The organism is Sporomusa sp. GT1 (assembly GCF_014634905.1).
Lineage (GTDB): Bacteria > Bacillota > Negativicutes > Sporomusales > Sporomusaceae > Sporomusa > Sporomusa sphaeroides.
On sequence record NZ_BMBX01000008.1, the window covers coordinates 123,922 to 145,697 of the forward strand.

Here is a 21,776-nt window from a genome sequence, read left to right on the forward strand (position 1 = left end):
TGAATCCCCCTTCCGGCTAATGGCGTTGTACAACCCAGTTTGTATAGGTTTCTTTCGTTTCGTTAATCTGCCTATGGGAAGGAGCGAGTCTTGCCAAACGGGCCAATACCCATTCCATATATTCTTCCATACTAGCCCGTTCGAGACCGCATTGCGCTAATATCGGCAGGATGCTGTCAACGCTACGGTTACCGTCATCGATATCCAGCTCCTGATTGGATACGCCGGCCAGGCCGGCCTCTGGCGGAATGATCGAGGTTACGACATTGGCGCCGGCGTTAAGGCGGTCAGCTAAACCATGGATACCATCCACATCCAAAGACGCGGGAATCAGACGGTTGGGAAAGACCAGGCGCATGATGGCAATCATCAATAATTCTCTCGTCCGCGGGAGCGACGGGACGTGCTGCATGGGTGTATCCTTTTGCGGCACAAAGCTCATAATTCGTACCTGATCAGCTCCCAGGCTTCTCATGGCCGCCAGGGAATCAATCAAATCCTCATATCTTTCCCCGACACCGGTCAGTAAGCCCTCCTCAATCAGGAAACCCATATCCCGGGCTTCCTTTTTTCGTTCCATTCGTTCCGAGAAGCTTTGGCTTATTCTTAGTTTTGCGTATAAGCCAGGGTTATGGGTTTCCTGATAGCAGGCATACCACTCGGCACCGGAATCTTTAAGCGCTCTTAATACATCTTCCGGGACGACGCCTGCCGAAATCATAATCGGTATGTCGGTGTCTTCCTTGATGGCCCTCACCGTTCTTACCAGCGAATCAAAGCCGGCTCCATTATTGCTATAATACCGGGGGTCTTCCCCCATCGTTAAATCCAGCAAATGTACTCCGGATTTCACCAGCCGGTAAGCGGTCTCCATAATTTCCGCCGGGGTTTTATGATAGCGGGATAACGATTGATTGGATTTACGATATAAACAGAAAGCACACTCATTTCGACAATAGGTTGAAAAATAAACGAAACCATAGAGAAATATTCTATTCTTAAAATATCGATGCCTGAGCATTCTGGCTATGGCAAATACCCTGGCGATATCATCTTCTGCGGAAAGTCCCAATAAATATAAAAGCTCAGCCCTGGTCAGCGGCTCTTCCTCCAAAGCTTTTCCCAATATCCTGATCAAGGTGGCAGGTTGTTGCAGCCCCATGAAAATCACCTACCTTATAAAGTACATTTGGCTTCCTGCTATTTCTTTGGCCTTAAATATTTAATCGTACTCCGTCCAGGTAACTAAGACTTCTTCCCATACTCTGAACATTTTGCGCTCCCTCCCTAACCATTAACAAACGTTCGAGGCCAAAGCCTATGCCTATCCAAGGCGCGGTGATTCCCCATTTTTTATCAAGTACATGCGGCCCCATGGCGCCGGAACCTAATTCAATACCCTTCATCACGTCCAAGGTATCGCCATACACGACAGAACTGGTTACTTCCAGCTGATATTCATCAATACCGGCGACAGACATAACCAACGCAGCCATTTCTTCCAAGCGTTGCTGTCTCTCGTTAAGGGGTAACCCTAATTCGGTTATATTGAGCATGGTAAACTCGTTAAGATGCAATCCCCCCTGGGATTCCTTACGATAACAGGTGCCGATTTCAAAAAGGCGAATCGGCGGCTGCCATAAGCGCAGCAAATCTTTCCATAAGGTGTACAGATTTGGCGCCAGCAGCGGCCGCAGGCACCGCTTGGCATCAAGCCAAAATACCTGGGAAAATAGTGGATGCTTATCGTCTATAGACATTTTCGCCAAAGAACCCTTAGCTATAATTGTCGGTGTGATGACCTGAACGAATCCCCGGAGGTTCAGGGCTTCGGTAAGTTGCTGTTCAAGCCTGCTCAGCAGCGGCCGCTTAATAAATTTTTGAAATTGCGCCAAATGGCGTCTTCCTTTAGTCACTAACTGCCTCTCCAGGTCTTGAAACGCAAAATCACGCTCGCTGGCTGATTCAAAACGTCGTTCTTGCAAAATTGAGCTGATATTAAGTTCTTTTAACCGCTGCTTTTGTATGGGTGTCCAGGTAATATCCACCTAGCTGCCTCCTTGAAATTGTTGGCGGGGAGTACGGGAGTTTCACCCGCCTGCGCGGATTTAGAGTCCACGTGATCCATCCGATCCACCCCCCGTAATCTTGCCAGCACAATGTATAGCAAAGGTAAAACGAAATGGCAAGGGCGCATATAATACTATATACACCCCTGTCCAAACGATGGTAAACGTCAATCTTAACGCGTCTGTCTAATTATAATTAATCCCAATAGGTCAGCCCCAAATCGGACAAGATTTTAACGGCTTCATTATAGATCTGCACATATTCGTCAGTGGGAACCAGTTTCACCGGATCATAGCACTGATCGAAGGTTTTTCCTGCCGGCGCAGTTTTATAATTCTTTTCATACATGGCGACCAGTTTATCCAGGAGGATGTTGACCTCGTGCAGATCCATCCCCGCCACAGCGTGAGCCACTTCGCCCATAAACCGGGCCTCCATGGCCGTAAACAGATCGGTAGTGACGCCTTTGCCGGCAGCCACCCCGGAAAGCACTTCACGGCCGCTGACCGTATCGGTGATAGCCTGGGCCGCCGTCTCCAGCAGGCACATTACGGTGCAGGGGCCGGCCAAAGTGTAATACTGGTTGCCCAGAAGCAGATGAGTGTTTTCTTCGATGGCCCTGGCCGCGTGGCCTGCGACTGCCAGAGCCTCTCTGGTAGTCGTAATGCCCCAGCGGACATGAACCGGTCCGTCCAAATGCCAGGTTGCCTGCATCATCACAAAAGAGTTCAGGGTCGTCGCCACATCAACAATCGCCGTTTCTTCCAGACCTCCGGAATAGCCGCCGAAAATGGGCATTTGCTCGACCATGACGCATACACCGGACACAGCGTAATAAGCACCAACAACCAACGCACCTACGTCGATTTTGAGCTCACAGAGCTGTGACACTTCATGAGAATCAGACTCCCGCATGCCGCCCGGAAAATCCGACATAATTACGCCGGCCGGGCTCAGAGAAGTTTCACTCCCCTACAATCCCATGCCTGTACGCCCCGCCCTGCTCTGCGCTTCGCGCACCTGGAGCAGTTCCGAACGCACGGCCATAATCTCCCACGGAGATTCGGGTACCGGGTCTTTGCCCATCACGGTCTGCATTACGCCGTTGACGATGGTATCCACAATCGGCTCCTGGGCGTAGGCCTGATGAATGGGCATGAACAGTTTTTCCGAACAAGGCGAACCGGTGGGTCCGCCCTGAATGACCGGTGCCTTCTTTGAGTTGTAAGCCCGGGGAACCACATGAATGGCTTCCTGGTTTTCTCCATAAGTAAAGTGGTCAGGAGCGGATTTGATGGCCAAGAGCACCTCGTCACGGGTGTATTTAATCACCCGGTTGGTGTCAATGCAATAAACGCCGCATTCCACCAGCATGTCAAGACCGGCCTGGAACAGATTGTTAATAAGAGCTTCGTCCTCGGGGATAATGGTTTTGCGGTCTATCTTTATGCCGTACTTTTCCTTGAGCTTTTTGGCGGTTTGGGGTATGACGCCAAAATCCCAGTCGGCTTCCGACATTTCGGGGCCGCTTTGCGCCCGCTCGTAAACATCAAAGACGGTTATCGGTTTTGCTATTGCTTTCATGTCATACTCCTTTCCTTTTAGCCAAAGCTTTTTTAGCGAGAACCGGCGTAGCTGTCGCAGAGTCGCAGTATCCATCCGCACCAATATTGTCGCACCACTGTTGAGTGACCGGAGCTCCGCCGAACAGACAAATGTACTTGTCCCGCAGCCCTCTTTCCTTCAACAGTTCCACAACCTCCCGCTGGCGGGGCATGGTGGTCGACATGAGAGCCGCACCGGCGATTACATCGACCTTCAACTCCTCCGCTTTTTCAATAACCGTGCGTGCCGGCACGGTTTTTCCAAGATCAGTGACTTCGAAATTATTGGCGCTGAGAATGGTTCTGACGATATTCTTACCGATGTCATGCACATCGCCCTCAACAGTATACAGCAGCACTTTGCCGGCAGACATAGTGTTCATTTCGCTTTGCGGCACCGAGGCGGTCAGGATTGCCACCGCCTTCTCAAAAGCTTCCGCCGCCAGCATTAATTCCGGAACAAAAGCCTCGCCGTCATCAAAGCGATCACTTATAATCTGCATACCTGCGGAAAGCCCTTCACTGATGCAATCCAGTGGATTAAGGCCGGCGGCGACGGCCTCTTTGGCAGCCACTTCAGCCAGGTCCTTATCCAGATTACTGATAGCATCCTTTAATTTAGCATATTTGCTCATATTGAAACACCTCCTGAATACTCTCCTTAAAAGTGGGGTCCCTTGGGTCCGCGGCCGGCGTTATGGTCCTTTTTTACTTCTAAGCAGCCATAACAATTCTTCTTTGCCGCTGCACAAGTACATCAATAGCACCATCCTTTCTGAATAATCAATATTTTGTTCTATGTTTAAAATATAGCAAACAGCCCATCACCCGGTATTGTATTATGTTAGGATTTTCTGGTGTTATCTTCAGGTAACTCACCAAATAAAAAAAAAGGCAGTTTCCCGGCAAAACCCGTGGAAACTACCCAATGTCATTAAGTTAACCCGCTTAAACTAGCATATATAGTAAATTGCGCTTATTTGCAGGTAAGCATCCGCCATTTTGAGGGCGAAATCGCTTCATACCGCTTAAATATTTTCACAAAATAGCTTTGGTCGGCAAACCCCACCTGTTGCGCAACCTGAGCAAGCGGTACGTTTTTCCGTATATACTGTTTGCTAAATTCAATTCTTACCTTATTCAAATAGTCCGAATAACTTTGTCCTGTTTGTTTCTTAAAAAGATCGCTAAAATAATTGGGGGCTAAAGAAACCTCTTTTGCCACATCAGCTAAGCTCACATTCATATAGTTTTGCCGGATATAATTCATGCCCTGAAGGATAGCTTCATTAATCCGGTAGCTGTTTTCCTGCAAAAATGCATTCTGAAAACGGTCTGCCGCCGCATAAATAACCTCACCCAAAATGATATAATCTTCTGCCTCTAACAATTGAAAAATAGCCTCATAGTTTTTGTTAAAAACAAACTCCAAATTCATGTCTCTTTTTTTGCCAATTTCAATTAAAGAAAGAAAAAACGCCGCACTCCGTGATTTTACCTCTGTGTAAGACCTATATTCATATATGCTGTCAATTAAAACAGAAAGAATTGTTTGCAGTGCCTCTTTTTTCAGATTCTCGCTGCCATCATGCCGGGAAGAAAGCAGTTCAATTGCTCTTTCCATTACATAAACTTGTTGGCGGTATTCAGGATAAAAGGATTCGTTCGCCGCTTTATCTAAAGATTTCACCAAAAAGGCAAGTACATCCTGTTTTTTCCAGAACTTCTTAGTAGCATCAGTAGTAAAAGCAGAAACTGACCGTTGCAACATATTTCCCAATGCATCGAGATAATGTTCATCCACCAAAGGAACTCCCCCCATTAATTGTGCAATATCAGCATAATGGGAGGACAGCAGCTCATTTGTTTCTATAAAACGATTGATGAACCCTTTTCCCGCTGGCTCCAGCCGCAAAGGACCGGAGGAAACAAAGTAAAGCGTTTCATCTTCCAGTAAAACGCAAACCGCAATATTCAACAAGCCGTATGGACAGTAATATACATGGCTTGTCCCCATTTCCAGTGCCGGCCGGCAGCTGCCGAGATAGTCATGAACGCAGCCGCCGCTGGGATCAAAGCGTTTGATAAAATTGCAAAGATTATTACACTGGTAACAGGTTCTATTGCCAACGCGTTTACCTGCTTTATCAAAAAAATAGCAGTTAACTCTTGTTACCAATTCGTAATCCTGAATGGCCGCCTTGATATCTGTAAGAAAGTGAGAACTATGATCTTGTGTTTTAGACATATACATCGCTCTCCTTAGTCAAGACGTTTTGGAATGACTGCATCATGACAAGCTTTTCTTGTAACAATCGCCTATGTCTCTACAAACCATCAACTCTGGCCATTTCCGGCAGCACGTTTACCGTCCGGGAAGTTCCAAATTTCTAAACGTTCGGTATTTTATTCTATTTTGAAAATTATATCACAGATTTTATAACCCGGCCTTGTATTATATTTAGATTTTCTAGTATTTTTTTCAGAAAATGGTAAATACCCCATCATTCTCTCTGAACTCCTCGTAACCGTTTATGCCTCCCGGATACTTTATTATAGTAAAAAACCGCGACTGTCTGCAATATAAATGCAGACAGTCGCGGTTTGTAAAAACTCAGTACATTCTCTTATATTTCTTTATAAATTCTATTGCCTGTTCCAATTCCTCCGGGCTAATTTTAGCTTTTACAGCCTGGTCTACCACCCCGAAATAGTTGGGATAGTTTTCATCCTCGAATATGGCTGTCAAGTGATTATTAAATTTAATCTGTTCCAGCGTCTTTACATCTTCACGCAGAAAGAATTCAACCGGAATGTATAGTTTATTAGCCAATAACGCAATCTTGTCACGACCAAATTTCCGGCGATTGTTTTCCACATGGGATATATAGGATTGTGTCACATTTAATAACCGTGCTAATTGCTCGGTAGTCAGCGAAAACTTCTTGCGTATATAGCGCACTTTTTCTCCAAAATTCATATCCAATCCCTCCCAGCGAAATTACGGGCAACTGGCAAGGGATCATTGATATGATTACTATTCAAGCAGTTTATCGCGATAAGCCTGAAGGTAGTTCATACAATACTCGTCTTTCCCCCGTAACGCTTCAGCAGCAATAATGCTGGCCATGAACTCTTTATCAAGCGGGTTCATAATCATACCGTCAAGACCGCGATCTATGGCCATAATGCCAAAGGTTCTATTGAGAAACTTACGCAACGGCAGGCCAAAAGAGATGTTAGATAAGCCACACATCGTGTGAACGCCGGGATAATTGTCCATAATCATCTCAATCGCCTTCAGAAATTCGATACCGTAAATGTCACTGGTGGATAACGGCTGTACCAGAGGATCGACGTAAATCTGATCAAGCGACAGTCCTCTTTTGACAAGGCGGTTAATGAGTTCATCAGCAATTTTGACTCTGGCCTCTGCCGTTTCCGGCATACCATCATCACTCATGCATAAGGCGACGACTTTATGAGCTGTTCCACTCACTAAGGGTATGAAGGCATCATATCTTTCTTTCTCCAGTGAAATGGAATTGAGCATTGCCGGCCCTTTGTGAACCGCTAATGCGGCCTCAATGGCTTTCGGGTCAGGGCTATCAATACAACAAGGGCCATCAACAACTGCCTGGACTAATTGAACCAACCATTTTAGGTAGTCGGCCTCTTCGCCGACAAAAATTCCTGCATTCACATCAATATAGCTGGCCCCGGCCAGATGTTCATCTTTAGCCACTTGTTGAATATAGCTGGCATCGTTATTTCTGATGGCTTCCGCAATTGGCTTGCGACTGGCGTTAATCAGTTCGCCGACAATAATCATAACATTCACTCCCTGTAATAATGATAGGAAAGTTTTTTAGGCTTCCAGCAGTTTCAGCACCTTGGTAACGGCTTCTGCTGCGTCTTCGGCGTAGGCGTCGGCGCCAATGCGATCAGCCCATCTTTGAGTCGCCGGCGCACCGCCGACAATGGTTTTATATTTTCCTCTCAGATTGCTCTGTTTCAAGACCTCTTCTAATTTTTTCTGTTCAACCAAAGTAGTTGTCAGCAAAGCGGATGTCCCAATAATATCCACTTGGTACTCCTCCGCCTTTTCTATAATGGTGGCTACAGGCACATCCCGGCCTAAATCAATAACATCTATTCCCTGGGTTTTAATTAAGGAAACAACGATGCCTTTGCCAATATCGTGAACATCGCCCTCAACAGTCGCCATAATCATCCTGCCTGTATGTCCCTTGTTTTCACCTTTCGCCTGGAGCGCCTCGTCAAGAACAGCAGTGGCTTTTTTCATGACTTCGGCAGCGGAAATTAACTCTGGCAAAAACATCCGGCCTTTGCCGAAAAGGTCGCCAACCTGCCTGATTCCTTCGCTGTAGCCTTGCGACAAAATGATAATGGGGTCAACGCCGGACGCCAGTGTTTTTTTAGCGGTTTCAAGCGCAGCATCCAGATCCTGTTTAAGAATGCTGGCGATTGCCGCTGAAATTAAAGCATCTTGGGTCATACTATTCTTCGCTCCTTTCTCTCCACTCAAATTCAATTAAATTTTAGACATTTTATTGAAACGCGTAACGGAATTAATCTCAATATCCAGTATTTGGGCAATGCGGCTCTTCGCCGCCAGGGCATCGGCAGATTCCGGCCGCGCATTGGTTTCGCCGATATTCAATTGATTGCGGATATCCCTCATTACAGAAGAATCATGCAAATCGCTTAAACTGATCTTCAGTTTATCAGCGACATACTGTTTAGCCGCATCAATACGAAGTCCCTTAGCCATTTGAACCCGGGCCACCAGATCTCCGGAGGTCCTGATTCCACTCATCCCGGCTGCGACTCCATGATTGATAGGCATACCATAACAATCACCTACGCCTATCTACAACCCGTCAATCTTACAAATCTCCACAAGCGCTTTATCCGCGCGGGAGGCAGCGTCCAAAGGAACGGCATCTGTCAGCGGCATACCGCAGACCCCCATGCCTACGTTGGGGTGAATAGGAATATTGCTCACCTCACTGCAGGCCTTCACGAATGTGCAGACCCGGGCGATATTCCAGGGGAAGGATTGGCTGCTATTGGTATTGACGGTGGGGCCAAAGATGGTTACCCCGGCAGCCTCCGCCAGTTTTACCTGCTCATGAGGATACAGGCCAGCCAGGGTCTTACCTTCAAACTGCAGGCCGCCATGCATGCCGAGGATGAATTCTCCGGCCATCCCCAGTTCAATGGCAAAATCGGGATGCATTTCCCGGATCTTTTTCACAGCCCTGAAAGCAGCCAGCGCATCGGCATCACCGGAAGCGCCCACAGTATCAAGATTAATGCCATCGGCACCGGCCTCATACATTTTATGGGCGACAGTAACGATGTCTCTTATCGAATGTTCCACTGCCTCTTCCTGGGCCTCCCGGGCGGCGGCAATCTTCCCGGCAGGCAGAAGTTCTGCCCAATTTCCCACAGGCCCGTCAGGCTTGGTATATAGACCCAAATTGGGCATGGCACCGTAAAATACCGGTATGATGGTATTAAGCTGAGCATGATGCATGGCGCAAACCTCGTCATGAATGATGCCTTTGATGGGTTTATAGCTATAATCGATATGGGCCAGTTCCGCAGAATCCATACATAAAATCTTTTCATTGATCAACAACGCAGTGGTTCTGTCGATAGACAGACCGCAGCGCACGGAAACTTTTAAAGTTCCCTCATCATTGGTCATGACAACTTCTTTCCCTGGTTCTACCGTCACAAACTTTGCCGGCATTGTACAAATTTCCAGGAGATGCTCTTGCTCCTCAGCCGTCAGTGGCGGAATTTGACCTCTTTCCGCCGCATCCTGGGTGCCGAGCAGGATTTCTTCCCGGATTTCATCCATTGTCATTTCGGCCCCATAGCCATCTCCATAACGGACAAAATATTTCTTTGCCATAGATACGCCCCCTTCTTCTCTCTATTTTCTAATTTTCCCTTGGTATTACATAAGCCCCCCCTCCTTTCGCAGCTTGCGTCTTTTGCGCAAAGGATATGGATAAGAAAACCACGGGATTTTTTTTATCTACAAAGTAGCTCCATAGCTTTGGCTCATATACGTTCCCGCGTATTTCTCCAGTTTCCACTGGGGAATTTTGCAGATACGGCAGGAATGAAAAAATAATTTATTGCGTAAACAGCGGGCAGCCCGGCTATGCTTCGAATTTTGTATCAGGAATGTTTCATTGCAATGGGTAGTAATTTCTGCGGTGTTGCCGATAATCTTCATACTTTTGATGCCGTGCAGTTTCCCGCTTCTTGAGGGCCAAAGCTTAAGTTTGGCAACAAGTTTAAAAAAGTCGACATTTTTGCGATAATAGCGCTTCTGCTTGGTTGCAGTAAGGGCCATACACCTTCACTCCCGTCATTCATAATCGCCCAAAGTCTTCAGATAACTAAAAAACACATGGTAGCTACCCCAATTTGCAACGGGTCATGCAGTATTCTGGCACTGTGTTTCCCGCGCTGTTCTGGCGGTACCCCTAAAGGAACTCCCGGCGCTGCGATGATTGTGCGCTCGGTAATATGCCGGGGAGGAATAACAGCCTCCGCCGGCGAGGCGTCCACTATAACCTGGTGCCTGCTTAAAGCATAATCCAAATCAGTCTCCACCTTGGCCGGCTGCCCTTGTTTCCTCAGCTCATCAACTAACGCCCGGCTGGCGGTTACATCGATATCGTATACGGAAACCAGTCCTCCCAGTTTTGCGACCAAACCGGCCGCGCCCCGGCCTACCGGCCCGGCGCCAATAACAAGCACAGGCTTTTCCGTCAACCCGCAGCACATTTGGTTTAAGGCCGTTATGTAGCCCCGGCCTGTCGCTGCTCCATTATCGGCTATCGCCCCGGTTCGCAGATTAAAAGCAATAAACTTATGATCATCGGCCGCAAATACCACCTCGGCCCCACCGTGTATAGCTTCGGCAATACCGGCAACATCAGAGTTTTGGGTAATAAACGTATCAAAACCAAGATAATCCAGGATACCGGCCACTGCCGCAGTAAAGCCGCCAATAATTCCCTGGCCGCTGGTAACAGGAATAACAGCGATTTTAAGGCGGGACGCTGAGATATGGTCCAAGTCCCGCTGGGCAGCCCGGGCGGCAATGGCCTTCAGACTGCACCCCGTCTTGCTGATTAACTCAACATCATACTGCGTTAGTCCGGCTACCACTTTACTGATATCGTCTGCTTTCAGCCGTGTCATTGTCCCCCACCCGCTTCTGCTGCACCGGTTTCAACCTCAACCGTGGGATAACGCTCAGAATAATGTTGAAGCCGGCAGGCTTGCTTAATCGCACCCATAATCCGCTCCCGCTTATTCCATGCCGCCCGCATGGTCGCGCCGGTGATGATGAGAGTAGCTACCCACTCGTTTTTGCCTGGTGAATACGTTGTCAGTGCTTCATCTGCTCCGAAAAAATCTGTACACAGGCGAAGCGGCCCGCCGGCGTCAGGCAGAATATGTTCACCCAACACTTCAAGGGTATCGCCCTTTACGTGAATGTGCTCGTAAATGGCGCCTCTTTTCGCTTTGATGCTAAAGTCCTCCCACCGGCTTCCTTGGACAAATGCCTTACCGAGAAGCTCCAGCATATTAATGCCGGTGGCATGATAAACGGCGGTCGGGGTTTGACTGGGAATCCGGGCATCGATTTCCAAAACTTTTAGCTGGCCTGCATGGAGAATGGCTTCTACATCCATAATTCCATTCAGATGCAAAAAGTCAGCCAAATTTAGCGCGATCTGCTCGAAGCTTTCTTGCTGTCTTTTTGTCAGCACCGCCGTACCTAGCACCCGTTTGCAGTCATATTGGGCATCCAGCTGAATCTCGGTAATTTGCAAGGTTTTATATACGCCCTGGTAGCCAATGACTTCAAGCGAATACGAGGGGCCTGACAAATATTCTTCAATCACTGTATCGGCTATAGACCTTTTAACCTGCAAACGCTGGAGCGCCTGAGCATTTTCCACCTTAATCACTCCCGCACTCCCGCTAGCGCCGGAAGGCTTGATAATGATAGGAAAACCACACCGCGGCCAAGGCACAGGCGCGGGGATGGAAAGGCGCCTGAATATTTCATTGGAAATAATTTTTGAGGAAGAAATAGAATATGCGTTCTTGTCAAAAAGCAAAGGTACCTTTGCGTATTTGGCACTTCTGACTAAACAGGTTAACGCTTCTTTGTTTTCTAACGCCGGGATAACCAGGTCGATATTTTTTAGAAACAGTAACCAATCGGCCCGATGAGTGACATCCATGACACAGAAATGATCACCGATTGCCGCAGCCAAGACCTCAGGTTTTTTATCAACAACGAAAACTTCCCAGCCCGCTTTTTTAGCCAGATACGCAGCTTCCACTCCCTGGAGCTTGCCGCCGACGATGGCAACTTTCATTATGAATCCCCCCCCTTCCGGAGCTTTAATGACGTTGTACAGCCCAGCCTGTATACACTTCTTTCGTTACGTTGTTCAGCCGCTGGCAAGGAGCGAGTCTTGCCGAACGGGCTGATACCCATTCCGTATATTCTTCCATACTGGCCCGCACCAGACCACATTGCGCTAATACCGGCAGGATACTGTCAACCGTACGGTTACCGTCATCGATATCCAGTTCCTGATTGGATACGCCGGCCAGACCGGCCTCCGGCGGAATGATCGAGGTTACGACATTGGCGCCGGCGTTAAGGCGGTCAGCTAAGCCATGGATACCGTCCACATCCAAAGATGCGGGGATCAGACGGTCGGGAAAGATTAAGCGCATGATTGCAATCATCAATAATTCTCTCGTCCGCGGCAGCGACGGAACATGCTGCATGGGTGTATCCTTCTGCGGTACAAAGCTCATCACCCGTACCTGATCTGCGCCCAGGCTCCTCATAGCCACCAGGGAATCAATCAAATCCTCATACCTTTCCCCGACCCCGGTCAGTAAGCCCTCCTCAATCAGGAAGCCCATATCCCGGGCTTCCTTTTTTCGTTCCATTCGTTCAGAAAAGCTTTGACCTAGTCTTAGTTTTGCATATAAGCCGGGGTTATGAGTCTCCTGATAGCAGGCATACCACTCGGCACCGGAATCTTTAAATTGCTGTAATACGTCTTCCGGGACGACGCCTGCCGAAATCATAACCGGTATATCTGTACTTTTCTTTATAGCCCGCACCATTGCTATCAGCGGCTCAAAACCGGCGCCATTATTGCTATAATACCGGGGGTCTTCCCCCATCGTTAAATCCAGTAAATGTACTCCGGATTCTACCAGCCGGTAAGCCGTTTCCATGATCTCGGCCTGGCTTTTATGATAACGGCGCAACGCTTGGTTGGACTTACGATATAAGCAGAACGTGCACTCATTGCGACAGTATGTTGAAAAATAAACGAAACCATAGAGAAATACTTTATTCTTAAAGTAGCGATTCCTAAGCATTCTGGCTATAGCAAATACGCTGGAGATTTCATCCGCTGAGGAAATTCTCAATAAATATAAAAGCTCAGCCCTGGTCAGCGGCTCTTCCTCCAAAGCTTTTCCCAGTATCCTGGTCAGGATAGCCGGTTGTTGCAGTGCCATCAATCATCACCTACCTATAGAAATGCATTGGCTTTTTCCAGCTTTGTCAGGACTTAGATATTTAATCGCACTCCGTCCAGGTAACTTAGACTTCTTCCCATACTCTGGACATTTTGCGCCTCCTCTTTAACCATTAACAAGCGTTCCAGCCCAAAACCGATTCCTACCCAGGGGACAGTGATACCCCATTTTTTATCAAGTACATGCGGTCCCATGGCGCTGGAACCTAACTCAATGCCTTTTATCACATCCAAGGTATCGCCATACACGACAGAACTGGTTACTTCCAGCTGATATTCATCAATACCGGCGACAGACATAACCAATGCAGCCATTTCTTCCAGGCGTTGCTGTCTCTCGTTAAGAGGTAACCCCAATTCGGTTATATTGAGCATGGTAAATTCATTGAGATGCAATCCCCCCTGGGATTCCTTGCGATAACAGGTGCCGATTTCAAAAAGGCGGATCGGCGGCTTCCATAAGCGCAGCAAATCTTTCCATAAGGTGTACAGATTCGGCGCCAGCATCGGCCGCAGGCACCGCTTGGCATCAAGCCAAAATACCTGGGAAAATAGCGGATGCTGATCGTCGACAGACATTTTTGCCAAAGAGCCCTTGGATATAATTGTCGGCGTCATGACCTGAACGAATCCCCGCAGATTCAGGGCTTCGATAAGTCGCTGTTCAAGCTTGCTCAACAGCGGCCGCTTACTATTGTTCTGAAATTCCGTTAAGTGCTGCCGTCCCCTAGCCACCAACTGCCTCTCCAGGTCTTGAAACGAAAAATCACGCTCGCTGGCTGATGCAAAACGCTTTTCCTGGCAAACCGGACTGGCATTAAGTTCTTTTAACCGTTGTTTTTGTATGGGTGTCCAGGTAATATCCACCTAGATACCTCCTTGTAAAGTAGTGGCGGGGAGTACGGGAGTTTCACCCGCCTGCGCGAATTTAGAGTCCGCGTGATCTATCCGATCCACCCCCCATAATCTTCACGTTAACTGGTTTGCTTATCAGTTATGCAAAATCGATGCCAAGAGTAAGAGCAAAACAAAGGAGCTGCCTGTGACACGATGGCTGCTCCTTTCTATTCCCAGTAATACTATGGACTTTTCACTTGCAGATATTTTTGATACCGGTTGCCTGTTTTGCGCTTTCCTGCTTGCCAACTCCTGGTAAAAGGTGAAAAAAAATATTACACTGTGAAAAAAACCTTTACATATTTTTCCACCGGTAATCACTAATCCGGACCTTTGCCTGCAAAACTTTTTCCGGCAGGTAGCCGCGCCGGCAGCTATCTCGGTCTAATTCGTAAATAAAACCATTCCTGTTTTACATTGGTATTATTCTTGCAATAAGTTTGCAATGAGAAACCAAATTGCAAATTCACATACCCTTCACCCTCCGGGTGGCAGGAATGCGTGAATGACCTTTGGTTACCTACTATCCATTCCCGGCTGCTATGCTGCCGGTCAGGAGGTGATAAGTAACTAAAACGTTATTGGTATGGCACACAAAATGTAGAGAAGGAGTGGAGAAGATGGCGAGTTTTGAAAGCTTAGCCCAAAGTGTTATTTCCGGGCGGGAAGGTCAGGTTAAAGAACAGGTACAGGCCTTGATTGATTCCGGTACAAATCCCTTGGCTATTATTACTGACGGATTAATTAGCGGAATGAATGTAGTTGGTGCCAGGTTTAAAGCAGGGGATATGTTTGTGCCGGAGGTTTTGCGTGCCGCCAGAGCCATGTCCGCCGGCCTTGCTATAGTTAAGCCCCACATAGCCGACAAAGATATGCCTGCCACAGGAACAGTTGTAATCGGCGCGGTTCAGGGCGACCTTCATGATATCGGTAAAAACCTCGTAGTTATGATGTTGGAAGGCGCCGGCTTTAAGGTTATTGACCTGGGTATCGACATTTCCACCGAGAAGTTTATTGCTGCCGTCAAAGAACACAAAGCAACCATTTTGGCCATGGCGGCACTCTTAACCACCACCATGCCTGTTATGCAACAAGCTATAGAATTACTGACCGAAGAAGGGCTGCGCGACACAGTGAAAGTAATCGTCGGCGGCGCTCCGGTAACGCAAGATTTTGCAGACCAGATTGGCGCTGACGGCTACGCGTCGGATGCAGCCATCGCGGTTGATATATGCAAGGAATGGGTCGCTTAAGATATTATCACAAAAAGGAGTTGCTAGAGCATGAAAAGAAATCTGCCGTCAGGTCATTATAACTGGGTCGGCTGCGGCATTCAGCTTTTTTCTGATTTTGATGTGGAAGCCATCCATTGCAGTACATTGGAAGTGCTGGAGAAAACCGGCATAAATGTAAAAAGCGACAGAGCTATTGATATTTTCGAACAAGCAGGCGCTGATGTCGACCGTGAAAATAAAATTGTGCGGATTCCTGTCTGGATGGTGGAGGAAGCCGTGCGCACCGCTCCCAGAAAAATACTGTTAGCGGGAAGAGACCCTGAAAATGATATCATTGTAGAATATGGGCGGGTCTACGTCACTCCCTTTGGGACAGGCGTAACGGTTATTGACCCTTATACCGGCGAATGCCGGCCGTCAACCAAAAAAGACATTGAGCAGCTTGCCACAATTACCGACTATCTGGATCAAATGGATGTGTGCTGGGATACTGTAATTCCCAGAGATGTCAACCCGCATACGGTTTGCCTGCATTCTTATGAAGCGCATGTAGCCAACACCACTAAGCACATGTTTGTCAGCCCCGAAAATACGGAAACAGCCCAGCTTCTCATTGAAATGGCCGGGAAGGTTGTCGGCGGCAAAGAAAATCTAAAAGCCCGGCCGATCATTACCGGTCTGGGCTGCCCGATAAGCCCTCTGACCTGGCCTGAGTTTCTCAGTGACAGCCTAATTGAGTTTGCCAAAGAGGATCTCCCCTTCCTCGTACTTACCATGGCTATGGCCGGCGGCACCGGGCCTGTTACTCTGGCAGGTACTTTGGTTACGATCAATGCCGAAATATTAACAGGCGTAGTCTTAAGTCAACTGGTTAAAAAAGGAGCTCCCGTAATTTACGGCAGCTCAACCACCAACTTTGATTTGAGAAAAGCAACCGCTACGGTAGGCAGCCCGGAGTTAGGGCTAATTAGTGCCGGTGTGGCCAAAATGGCGCAGTATTATAACCTGCCCAGTTTTGTTGCCGGTGGATAGGCAGACAGCAAAGTGTCTGATTTGCAAACAGGTCTTGAAAAGACTGTAACTTACCTGTTACCGATGCTGGCAGGCGCCAACATCATCTATGGTTCAGGGATGTTAGAGCTTGGCATGACCTTTAGTTACGGACAATATGTTGCCGATAATGAAATTGTCCGTGTACTCAGAAGAACCCTTGAGGGTATTCCGGTTAGTGAAGATACTATGGCTTTGGATGTGGTCAGCAAGGTAGGACCCGGCGGCCACTATCTCTTAGAAGACCATACTTCCGACCGGATGAAAACGGCTCATGTACTTCCCAAATTCATTGACCGTGACAACCGGTCCGAATGGGTCAAAAACGGCAGCGTCACCTTTATTGATTCAGCTACCAAGAAGGCTATCGATATTATCGAAAACCACAAGGCGAAACCGCTGCCCGATACTGTCCTCAAAGAACTCCGCGCCATTGTCGAGCAAGCCGACAAGGTTATGACAGGACATAAATAAGCACAGTTGTTAAAACGTGAACACTATGACCGGTCTTTTCCAGGTCGCCATTAGACGCGAGCAGGGCCTCATACTCTTTGGCGGCACAAGAAAAGAAATCCGGTCAACCAAAAAAACTGACCCTCGGCAACGGGTCAGTTTTTTTATTAAATTTCATAGGTTTTTATTTTATAATGTAAATTCTGCCGGGAAATGTTTAATTCTTTGGCCGTCTTGGATATGTTGCCGGCGTTTCTTAACAAGGCATCCTTAATGAGTCTTCTTTCAATCTCCAGTAAAGTTCCGGAAAAGGTGGTATTGGAAGTTTGCAATTGGGCGTAACCGGTTTTCGGCTTACCGTTGATTCTGTTTTTAAAATGGGGTGGCAAATGCTTAAATTGCAGGAGCGACTCTTCACTCCCCACAAAATGCATTGCGGTTTCAATAGCATTTTCCAGTTCCCGTACATTACCCGGCCAATGGTAGCTTTCCAGCAGTTCAAGTAGTTTATCGGCTATTTCACTTATTACCAGCCCAAATTTACTACTTGCCCGTTTGGCAAAATACCGGGCTAAAAAAGTAACATCTCCCTGCCGCTCTCTCAGTGGCGGAATGTACAGAGTTACTTTGGCTAAGCGATACAGTAAATCAGACCGGAGGATCTCGTCATTATCTAGAGAAAAAGGATCGGCGTTGGCAGCACTTATAATCCGGCAGTTTACCGGTGTTTCTTTTTTCCCGCCTATTCTTCTAATCACCCGGTCCTGCAGCACTCGCAACAGTTTGGCCTGGAGAAAAAATGGCATCGAGTTTATCTCATCTAAAAATATCGTACCGCCCTCGGCTTGCTCAAACAGGCCCGGCATATCAACAGCACCGGTAAAGGCGCCTCTCACGGTTCCGAATAGCACACTTTCCAGCAACGTATCAGGAATCGCCGCACAGTTAATCGGCACAAAAGGTCCCTCGGCAAAGGTACTGGCATTATGGATGCCTTGGGCAAAAAGCTCTTTTCCTGTTCCCGTCTCGCCAATAAGCATCACAGGAGAGTTATAGCGCGCGAATTTTCGGGCTGTCAAAATAGCTTCGGTTATAGCATTACTTTCGCCGACGATATCACTAAGACAAAAGTTTGCGCCCGTGGTTTTCGGGTCTTCCTGATTTGTTATCCACTTGTGAATTTCCAGCGTTTTAGCGATGTATTCACCCATAGTCTCCATATTGCGGCCGATTACATACATCCCGGCTATCGCATCTTTATAAAAAAACGGGTACGCATTAAAAACTATATAGGTTTTTCTCCCGTCTCTGAGCAGGTACTGGTATTGCTGGTCAAATAGCGGCTCACCGGTATCTAATACTTTTTCGCATACATTTTCAGAGAAATCGGGGCAATGATTAAAGGTCTCCTTTTGTGTTCTACCAACTACGTCCTTCCTATCTAACTTTTCTATTTTTTCAGCCACTGGATTATACAAAACGATGTTATCTTTTTCATCAATAGCCAAGACATATTCATGAATTTTGTCAATAATATTCCTCAATAATTGATTCTCGCGTTCTAATTCTTCTAACCGGACAACATCTTTCTTCTCCATGGTTAGCCTCCGACATTAATTGTCTTTTGAATTTCCCAAATGAATCAATATATGTAAATTTCTCCCTTGATTTAATATATTCCTCCAAGTCGCAAACTTTTTTATGATGTATACTTATACTATGGACAATCCGATACGCCTGGATTACCAGGCGATACCGCCTCTATCCAGCTAAAATGGAAAAAGAGCCGGTCGAGGTGATAAAACCACTCCGACCGGCTTGCTGCTACTTCACCACATGGAACTTATTTATCTCCATACGGCCTAAATTCCTTACAATTTTCCGGTTTGTTTAACTTGCAGGTATGGCCTGCTATCTCATTCTCAAGCATGTATTGATAAAGCTTCCAGCACTTGCAATTATCACTTTGGGGACATTGCTCACCATTGCCGCAAGCCATAAAATTTTCTTCCCCATCGGTTTGATGATTTATAATTTTTTCAGCCAATATCTTAAATTCTCTTTTTCGCCGATACTCTTTTTTCCATTCCAGTTCATTCCAGTTCAGCCCCGCCAACGGGTAGGTTATATGTCTGCCTTCTTGATCCCACTGGTCAATCAGCGCTCCGGCTTCTTCATATGTCGGCTGTTTCATATCCGGAAAGGCTGCCTTGAACTTACTCCTGTATTTTTCTATCTTCCAATCTCGCGGCTCCGGGTCTTTGGGCATAAATACATTTTCCTGCAATACCACTATTCTATCATTCAATACTGTAAATTTACCGATGGTCTTGTTTGTATGAAAATGACCAAAAAACCAGTGCTTAAACCTGATGCTTTTCTTAAAATAATTCAGCATTTCACTGGTAGAATCATTGATTTTGTCACCAAAAAAACTATTAAGCTGACCGATTATATCCCGGGGAGCAGTATGGGTTATTACATAGTCCACAGTCATATCATGCTTTTCCAGGTTTTTGATGCCTTCTTCAAATTCGCACCGGCTAGGTATTTCCTCTCTCCACCACGAGATAAATTCCTTCCTGAATTGTTTATCTACTGATTCGGCACCGCCAAATGTGAATATTTTTTTCCCTTCAATTGTAAACACCTGTCCCCGCATTAAATGAATTACAGATGGCCTTATTTGATGTATCTTGCCACCGTTCCAGTCCATAATAGGGAATTGATACAGAAGATCAAAGTTTTCGTGGTTGCCGTCTACAAAAAGGGTGGTAAAATTCCTGCTTTCCAACCAATCCAAAAGCCATTCATCCTGTTTGCCGCCTGACCAAATACAGCCAAAGTCACCGGCAATTATGACATAATCATTCTTCGTTAATTCCCTTTGCACCGGGAAGTTTTTTGTACTTAATTTGGCCTTATCGATTTCTCCATGCAAATCCCCGGTTATATAAATCATTGTAAATTCTCCCCGTTCAGGTTTAAGTAGAACATTCTTCGAGTCAAACCGTTACTACGCTCTCATCTATTATAGCAAAATTAACAACTTTATCATATATTTCCGCTATTATGTGGACAAAGCCGGGAATTACCCCTGAGACCGGCGCTATTCATACAGCAAAGATTTAGACCGTCCGGCTAAAGAACCGGAAATGATGGCCAGACTTCTCATCTTGCAGTATCTATACAATTTTTCGGATGTCCGTGTTATCGAAGAAACTGGCCGTCAAAAAAATGTCCGAACGGGTCATTTCAGTGGTTTCGGAACGTCCCCTTGTGCGTATACGTTGGTGCTCATCACTCATTTCCGCCAGTAGTATAATTAGCATAAGTAGTCACCTGAGCTATTGACTTAAACTGGTAATGCTTTTACAATATTGCTAGTATGTTAACAATTGAGCTTGGGGAGGCTGACAGAGATCACGCACAATGATATTTCGGATAGTTATTTTTCGGTACGTACGCTGATTGAACTGACAGTATTCCAGGATAATTTAGATGATGTTTTGGAGATGCACTTTTCACGGTACGGTTTGTCCAGGGCTAAGTTTAGTGCTTTAATTCAGTTATACATGACAGGAGGACAAGGCCTGACACAATCAGAATTAGGTAAAAAGCTGCTGGTTTCCCGCGCCAATATCACCAGACTGATTGATCGGTTAGAAAAAGAAGACCTGGTGGTTCGCAAGGCTGATCCTGTCGACAAAAGGGCTTTTCAACTGTATCTTACAGACCGGGCCACTATTCTCATGCATGCTTTCGTTCCCGTTCATAACCAGTATATACATAAGCTCATGTCTACACTTAATACAGATGAAAAAAAACTGCTGATTTCTTTGTTGGACAAGTTGAAAAAAGGGTTGGAAGAAGTGTGAGCTTTAGGTGAATAAATATAAATGTATAAAAGCAGGGGCAAAATTGTCCCTGCTTTTATACATTAGTTAGGCCGATAGTTGATCGACGTTGCTTTTAAAAAGTATCGGATTTTGTTAATCAGCGATATTCATTTTGCCTAGTGTATCTTCTCCCCAAAGTTTGATCAGAATCTTACCATTTTCTCTAAACCCATGGGCAAGTTCACAGTGTCTTAATATGGCAAAGTTTCTTTCCAACTGTAGCTTAGTCAAACTGAGTTTATTCATAATTTGTTCAGCAGTAACCGGACCTTCGGCCTTAATGTAATCGTATATGCTTTTTTGCAGTTCGGTCAACCCATCGGTGCCTTCCTGCCCAGCCATCTTACGGGATAATTTGGCACTGTGCACAGCGGCAACGTCACAGGTACGTGGGGGCTCCAGCCTTTCAAGATAGCAATCCTCACAAAGCAGTTGGTTCCGATGCAAGCATTGTTCTCCCTCAGGGATTTCATTATTACATTTTGTACAGAGCATAATTAGCCTTCCTTTCATACTGTAGTCTGTTGTTATTCATTTGTTACTATAAATTGTTTTTCTTTTGGAGGTGAGCTCATTGTTGTAAAATGTTAATATGCTAACAAATAAATGTTAATATATTAACATTTATTTGTCAATTACTTCTTGGCAATTTATTGAGGAGTTTTTGATCCCGGATTACCGGGCGATATCAAAAAAACCTAGATATAGCCCTGGTACAATCATCACGAAGTCTTTTAATCGCGGGTTATTAACTAAGTCTTCCGCATCATACCTTTATGCACTATCCTAAATAGTTTGATCACTGAGTTTGTAAGCACTACGCCCCATGGAAGTAATGCAATTAATTCTATGCTGATCCCCATCATAGAATTTAAAGTATTAAATAAAGAGAAGACTTTGCCGCGGCAAGGCCTTCTCTTTTTATCCCAA

The 21,776-nt window shown here is 46.3% G+C and carries 17 protein-coding genes and 4 pseudogenes; 4 read left to right on the top strand and 17 right to left on the bottom strand.

Going from position 1 to position 21,776, the window contains the following annotated elements; translation table 11 throughout:
• Positions 1-16: 16 nt before the first annotated feature.
• The 14 genes and pseudogenes from pylB (GT1_RS11685) to pylSc (GT1_RS11750) form a co-directional block, all read right to left on the bottom strand.
• Positions 17-1,162: a methylornithine synthase PylB gene (gene pylB / locus GT1_RS11685; protein WP_075757457.1), complete on the bottom strand. Its 1,146-nt coding sequence runs from the start codon at positions 1,160-1,162 to the stop codon at positions 17-19.
• A 52-nt stretch (positions 1,163-1,214) separates the two neighbouring features.
• On the bottom strand, positions 1,215-2,048 hold the full coding sequence (gene pylSc / locus GT1_RS11690) for a pyrrolysine--tRNA(Pyl) ligase large subunit (protein WP_188398855.1): 834 nt from the start codon (positions 2,046-2,048) through the stop codon (positions 1,215-1,217).
• A 217-nt stretch (positions 2,049-2,265) separates the two neighbouring features.
• Positions 2,266-3,729, bottom strand: a pseudogene (locus GT1_RS11695) (monomethylamine:corrinoid methyltransferase).
• Positions 3,656-4,309: a corrinoid protein gene (locus GT1_RS11700; protein ID WP_188398856.1), complete on the bottom strand. Its 654-nt coding sequence runs from the start codon at positions 4,307-4,309 to the stop codon at positions 3,656-3,658. Before GT1_RS11700 ends, GT1_RS11695 begins: the two are co-directional and overlap by 74 nt.
• Positions 4,310-4,650: 341 nt before the next feature.
• On the bottom strand, positions 4,651-5,928 hold the full coding sequence (locus GT1_RS11705) for a helix-turn-helix domain-containing protein (protein WP_083945690.1): 1,278 nt from the start codon (positions 5,926-5,928) through the stop codon (positions 4,651-4,653).
• A 360-nt stretch (positions 5,929-6,288) separates the two neighbouring features.
• Entirely contained in the window at positions 6,289-6,654 is a 366-nt protein-coding gene (locus GT1_RS11710) for a helix-turn-helix domain-containing protein (protein ID WP_188398857.1), read from the bottom strand.
• A 57-nt stretch (positions 6,655-6,711) separates the two neighbouring features.
• Entirely contained in the window at positions 6,712-7,506 is a 795-nt protein-coding gene (locus GT1_RS11715) for a methyltetrahydrofolate cobalamin methyltransferase (protein ID WP_188398858.1), read from the bottom strand.
• Positions 7,507-7,542: 36 nt separating this feature from the next.
• Positions 7,543-8,193 (bottom strand): methyltransferase cognate corrinoid protein, encoded by a 651-nt coding sequence (locus GT1_RS11720; RefSeq protein WP_075757450.1) that lies wholly within the window; start codon positions 8,191-8,193, stop codon positions 7,543-7,545.
• A gap of 36 nt (positions 8,194-8,229) precedes the next feature.
• Positions 8,230-9,621 (bottom strand): annotated as a pseudogene (gene mtbB, locus GT1_RS11725) ([dimethylamine--corrinoid protein] Co-methyltransferase).
• A 126-nt stretch (positions 9,622-9,747) separates the two neighbouring features.
• Positions 9,748-10,071, bottom strand: a complete 324-nt coding sequence (gene pylSn / locus GT1_RS11730; protein ID WP_188398859.1) for a pyrrolysine--tRNA(Pyl) ligase small subunit — start codon at positions 10,069-10,071, stop codon at positions 9,748-9,750.
• A 38-nt stretch (positions 10,072-10,109) separates the two neighbouring features.
• Positions 10,110-10,928 (bottom strand): 3-methylornithyl-N6-L-lysine dehydrogenase PylD, encoded by an 819-nt coding sequence (gene pylD / locus GT1_RS11735; protein ID WP_188398860.1) that lies wholly within the window; start codon positions 10,926-10,928, stop codon positions 10,110-10,112.
• A complete protein-coding gene (gene pylC, locus GT1_RS11740) occupies positions 10,925-12,121 on the bottom strand; it encodes a 3-methylornithine--L-lysine ligase PylC (RefSeq protein WP_188398861.1) in 1,197 nt (398 codons plus the stop codon). Before pylC ends, pylD begins: the two co-directional genes overlap by 4 nt.
• 25 nt (positions 12,122-12,146) lie before the next feature.
• Complete coding sequence (pylB, locus tag GT1_RS11745) at positions 12,147-13,292, bottom strand: methylornithine synthase PylB (RefSeq protein ID WP_188398862.1); 1,146 nt, start codon at positions 13,290-13,292, stop codon at positions 12,147-12,149.
• Positions 13,293-13,345: 53 nt separating this feature from the next.
• Positions 13,346-14,179, bottom strand: a complete 834-nt coding sequence (gene pylSc, locus GT1_RS11750) for a pyrrolysine--tRNA(Pyl) ligase large subunit (RefSeq protein WP_188398863.1) — start codon at positions 14,177-14,179, stop codon at positions 13,346-13,348.
• Positions 14,180-14,829: 650 nt separating this feature from the next.
• Here pylSc (GT1_RS11750) and GT1_RS11755 point away from each other — a divergent pair.
• Positions 14,830-15,462: a corrinoid protein gene (locus tag GT1_RS11755; protein WP_188398864.1), complete on the top strand. Its 633-nt coding sequence runs from the start codon at positions 14,830-14,832 to the stop codon at positions 15,460-15,462.
• 30 nt (positions 15,463-15,492) lie between these two features.
• A pseudogene (locus GT1_RS11760) lies at positions 15,493-16,968 on the top strand (trimethylamine methyltransferase family protein).
• A 146-nt stretch (positions 16,969-17,114) separates the two neighbouring features.
• On the opposite strand, the gene GT1_RS11770 reads toward GT1_RS11760, so the two are convergent.
• Positions 17,115-18,545, bottom strand: a complete 1,431-nt coding sequence (locus GT1_RS11770; RefSeq protein ID WP_188398866.1) for a sigma-54-dependent Fis family transcriptional regulator — start codon at positions 18,543-18,545, stop codon at positions 17,115-17,117.
• Positions 18,546-18,790: 245 nt separating this feature from the next.
• Positions 18,791-19,909, bottom strand: coding sequence for a metallophosphoesterase (locus GT1_RS11775; protein ID WP_188398867.1), 1,119 nt, complete (start codon positions 19,907-19,909; stop codon positions 18,791-18,793).
• Positions 19,910-20,060: 151 nt separating this feature from the next.
• Between GT1_RS11775 and GT1_RS22215 the strand changes: the two are divergent.
• Together GT1_RS22215 and GT1_RS11785 are read left to right on the top strand one after the other, a co-directional pair.
• Positions 20,061-20,267 (top strand): annotated as a pseudogene (locus GT1_RS22215) (transposase); the annotation flags it as partial.
• 78 nt (positions 20,268-20,345) lie between these two features.
• A complete protein-coding gene (locus tag GT1_RS11785) occupies positions 20,346-20,825 on the top strand; it encodes a MarR family winged helix-turn-helix transcriptional regulator (protein WP_223226199.1) in 480 nt (159 codons plus the stop codon).
• A gap of 114 nt (positions 20,826-20,939) precedes the next feature.
• Here the strand turns inward: GT1_RS11785 and GT1_RS11790 are convergent, their stop codons facing one another.
• On the bottom strand, positions 20,940-21,293 hold the full coding sequence (locus tag GT1_RS11790) for a hypothetical protein (protein ID WP_223226200.1): 354 nt from the start codon (positions 21,291-21,293) through the stop codon (positions 20,940-20,942).
• Positions 21,294-21,776 lie beyond the last annotated feature (483 nt).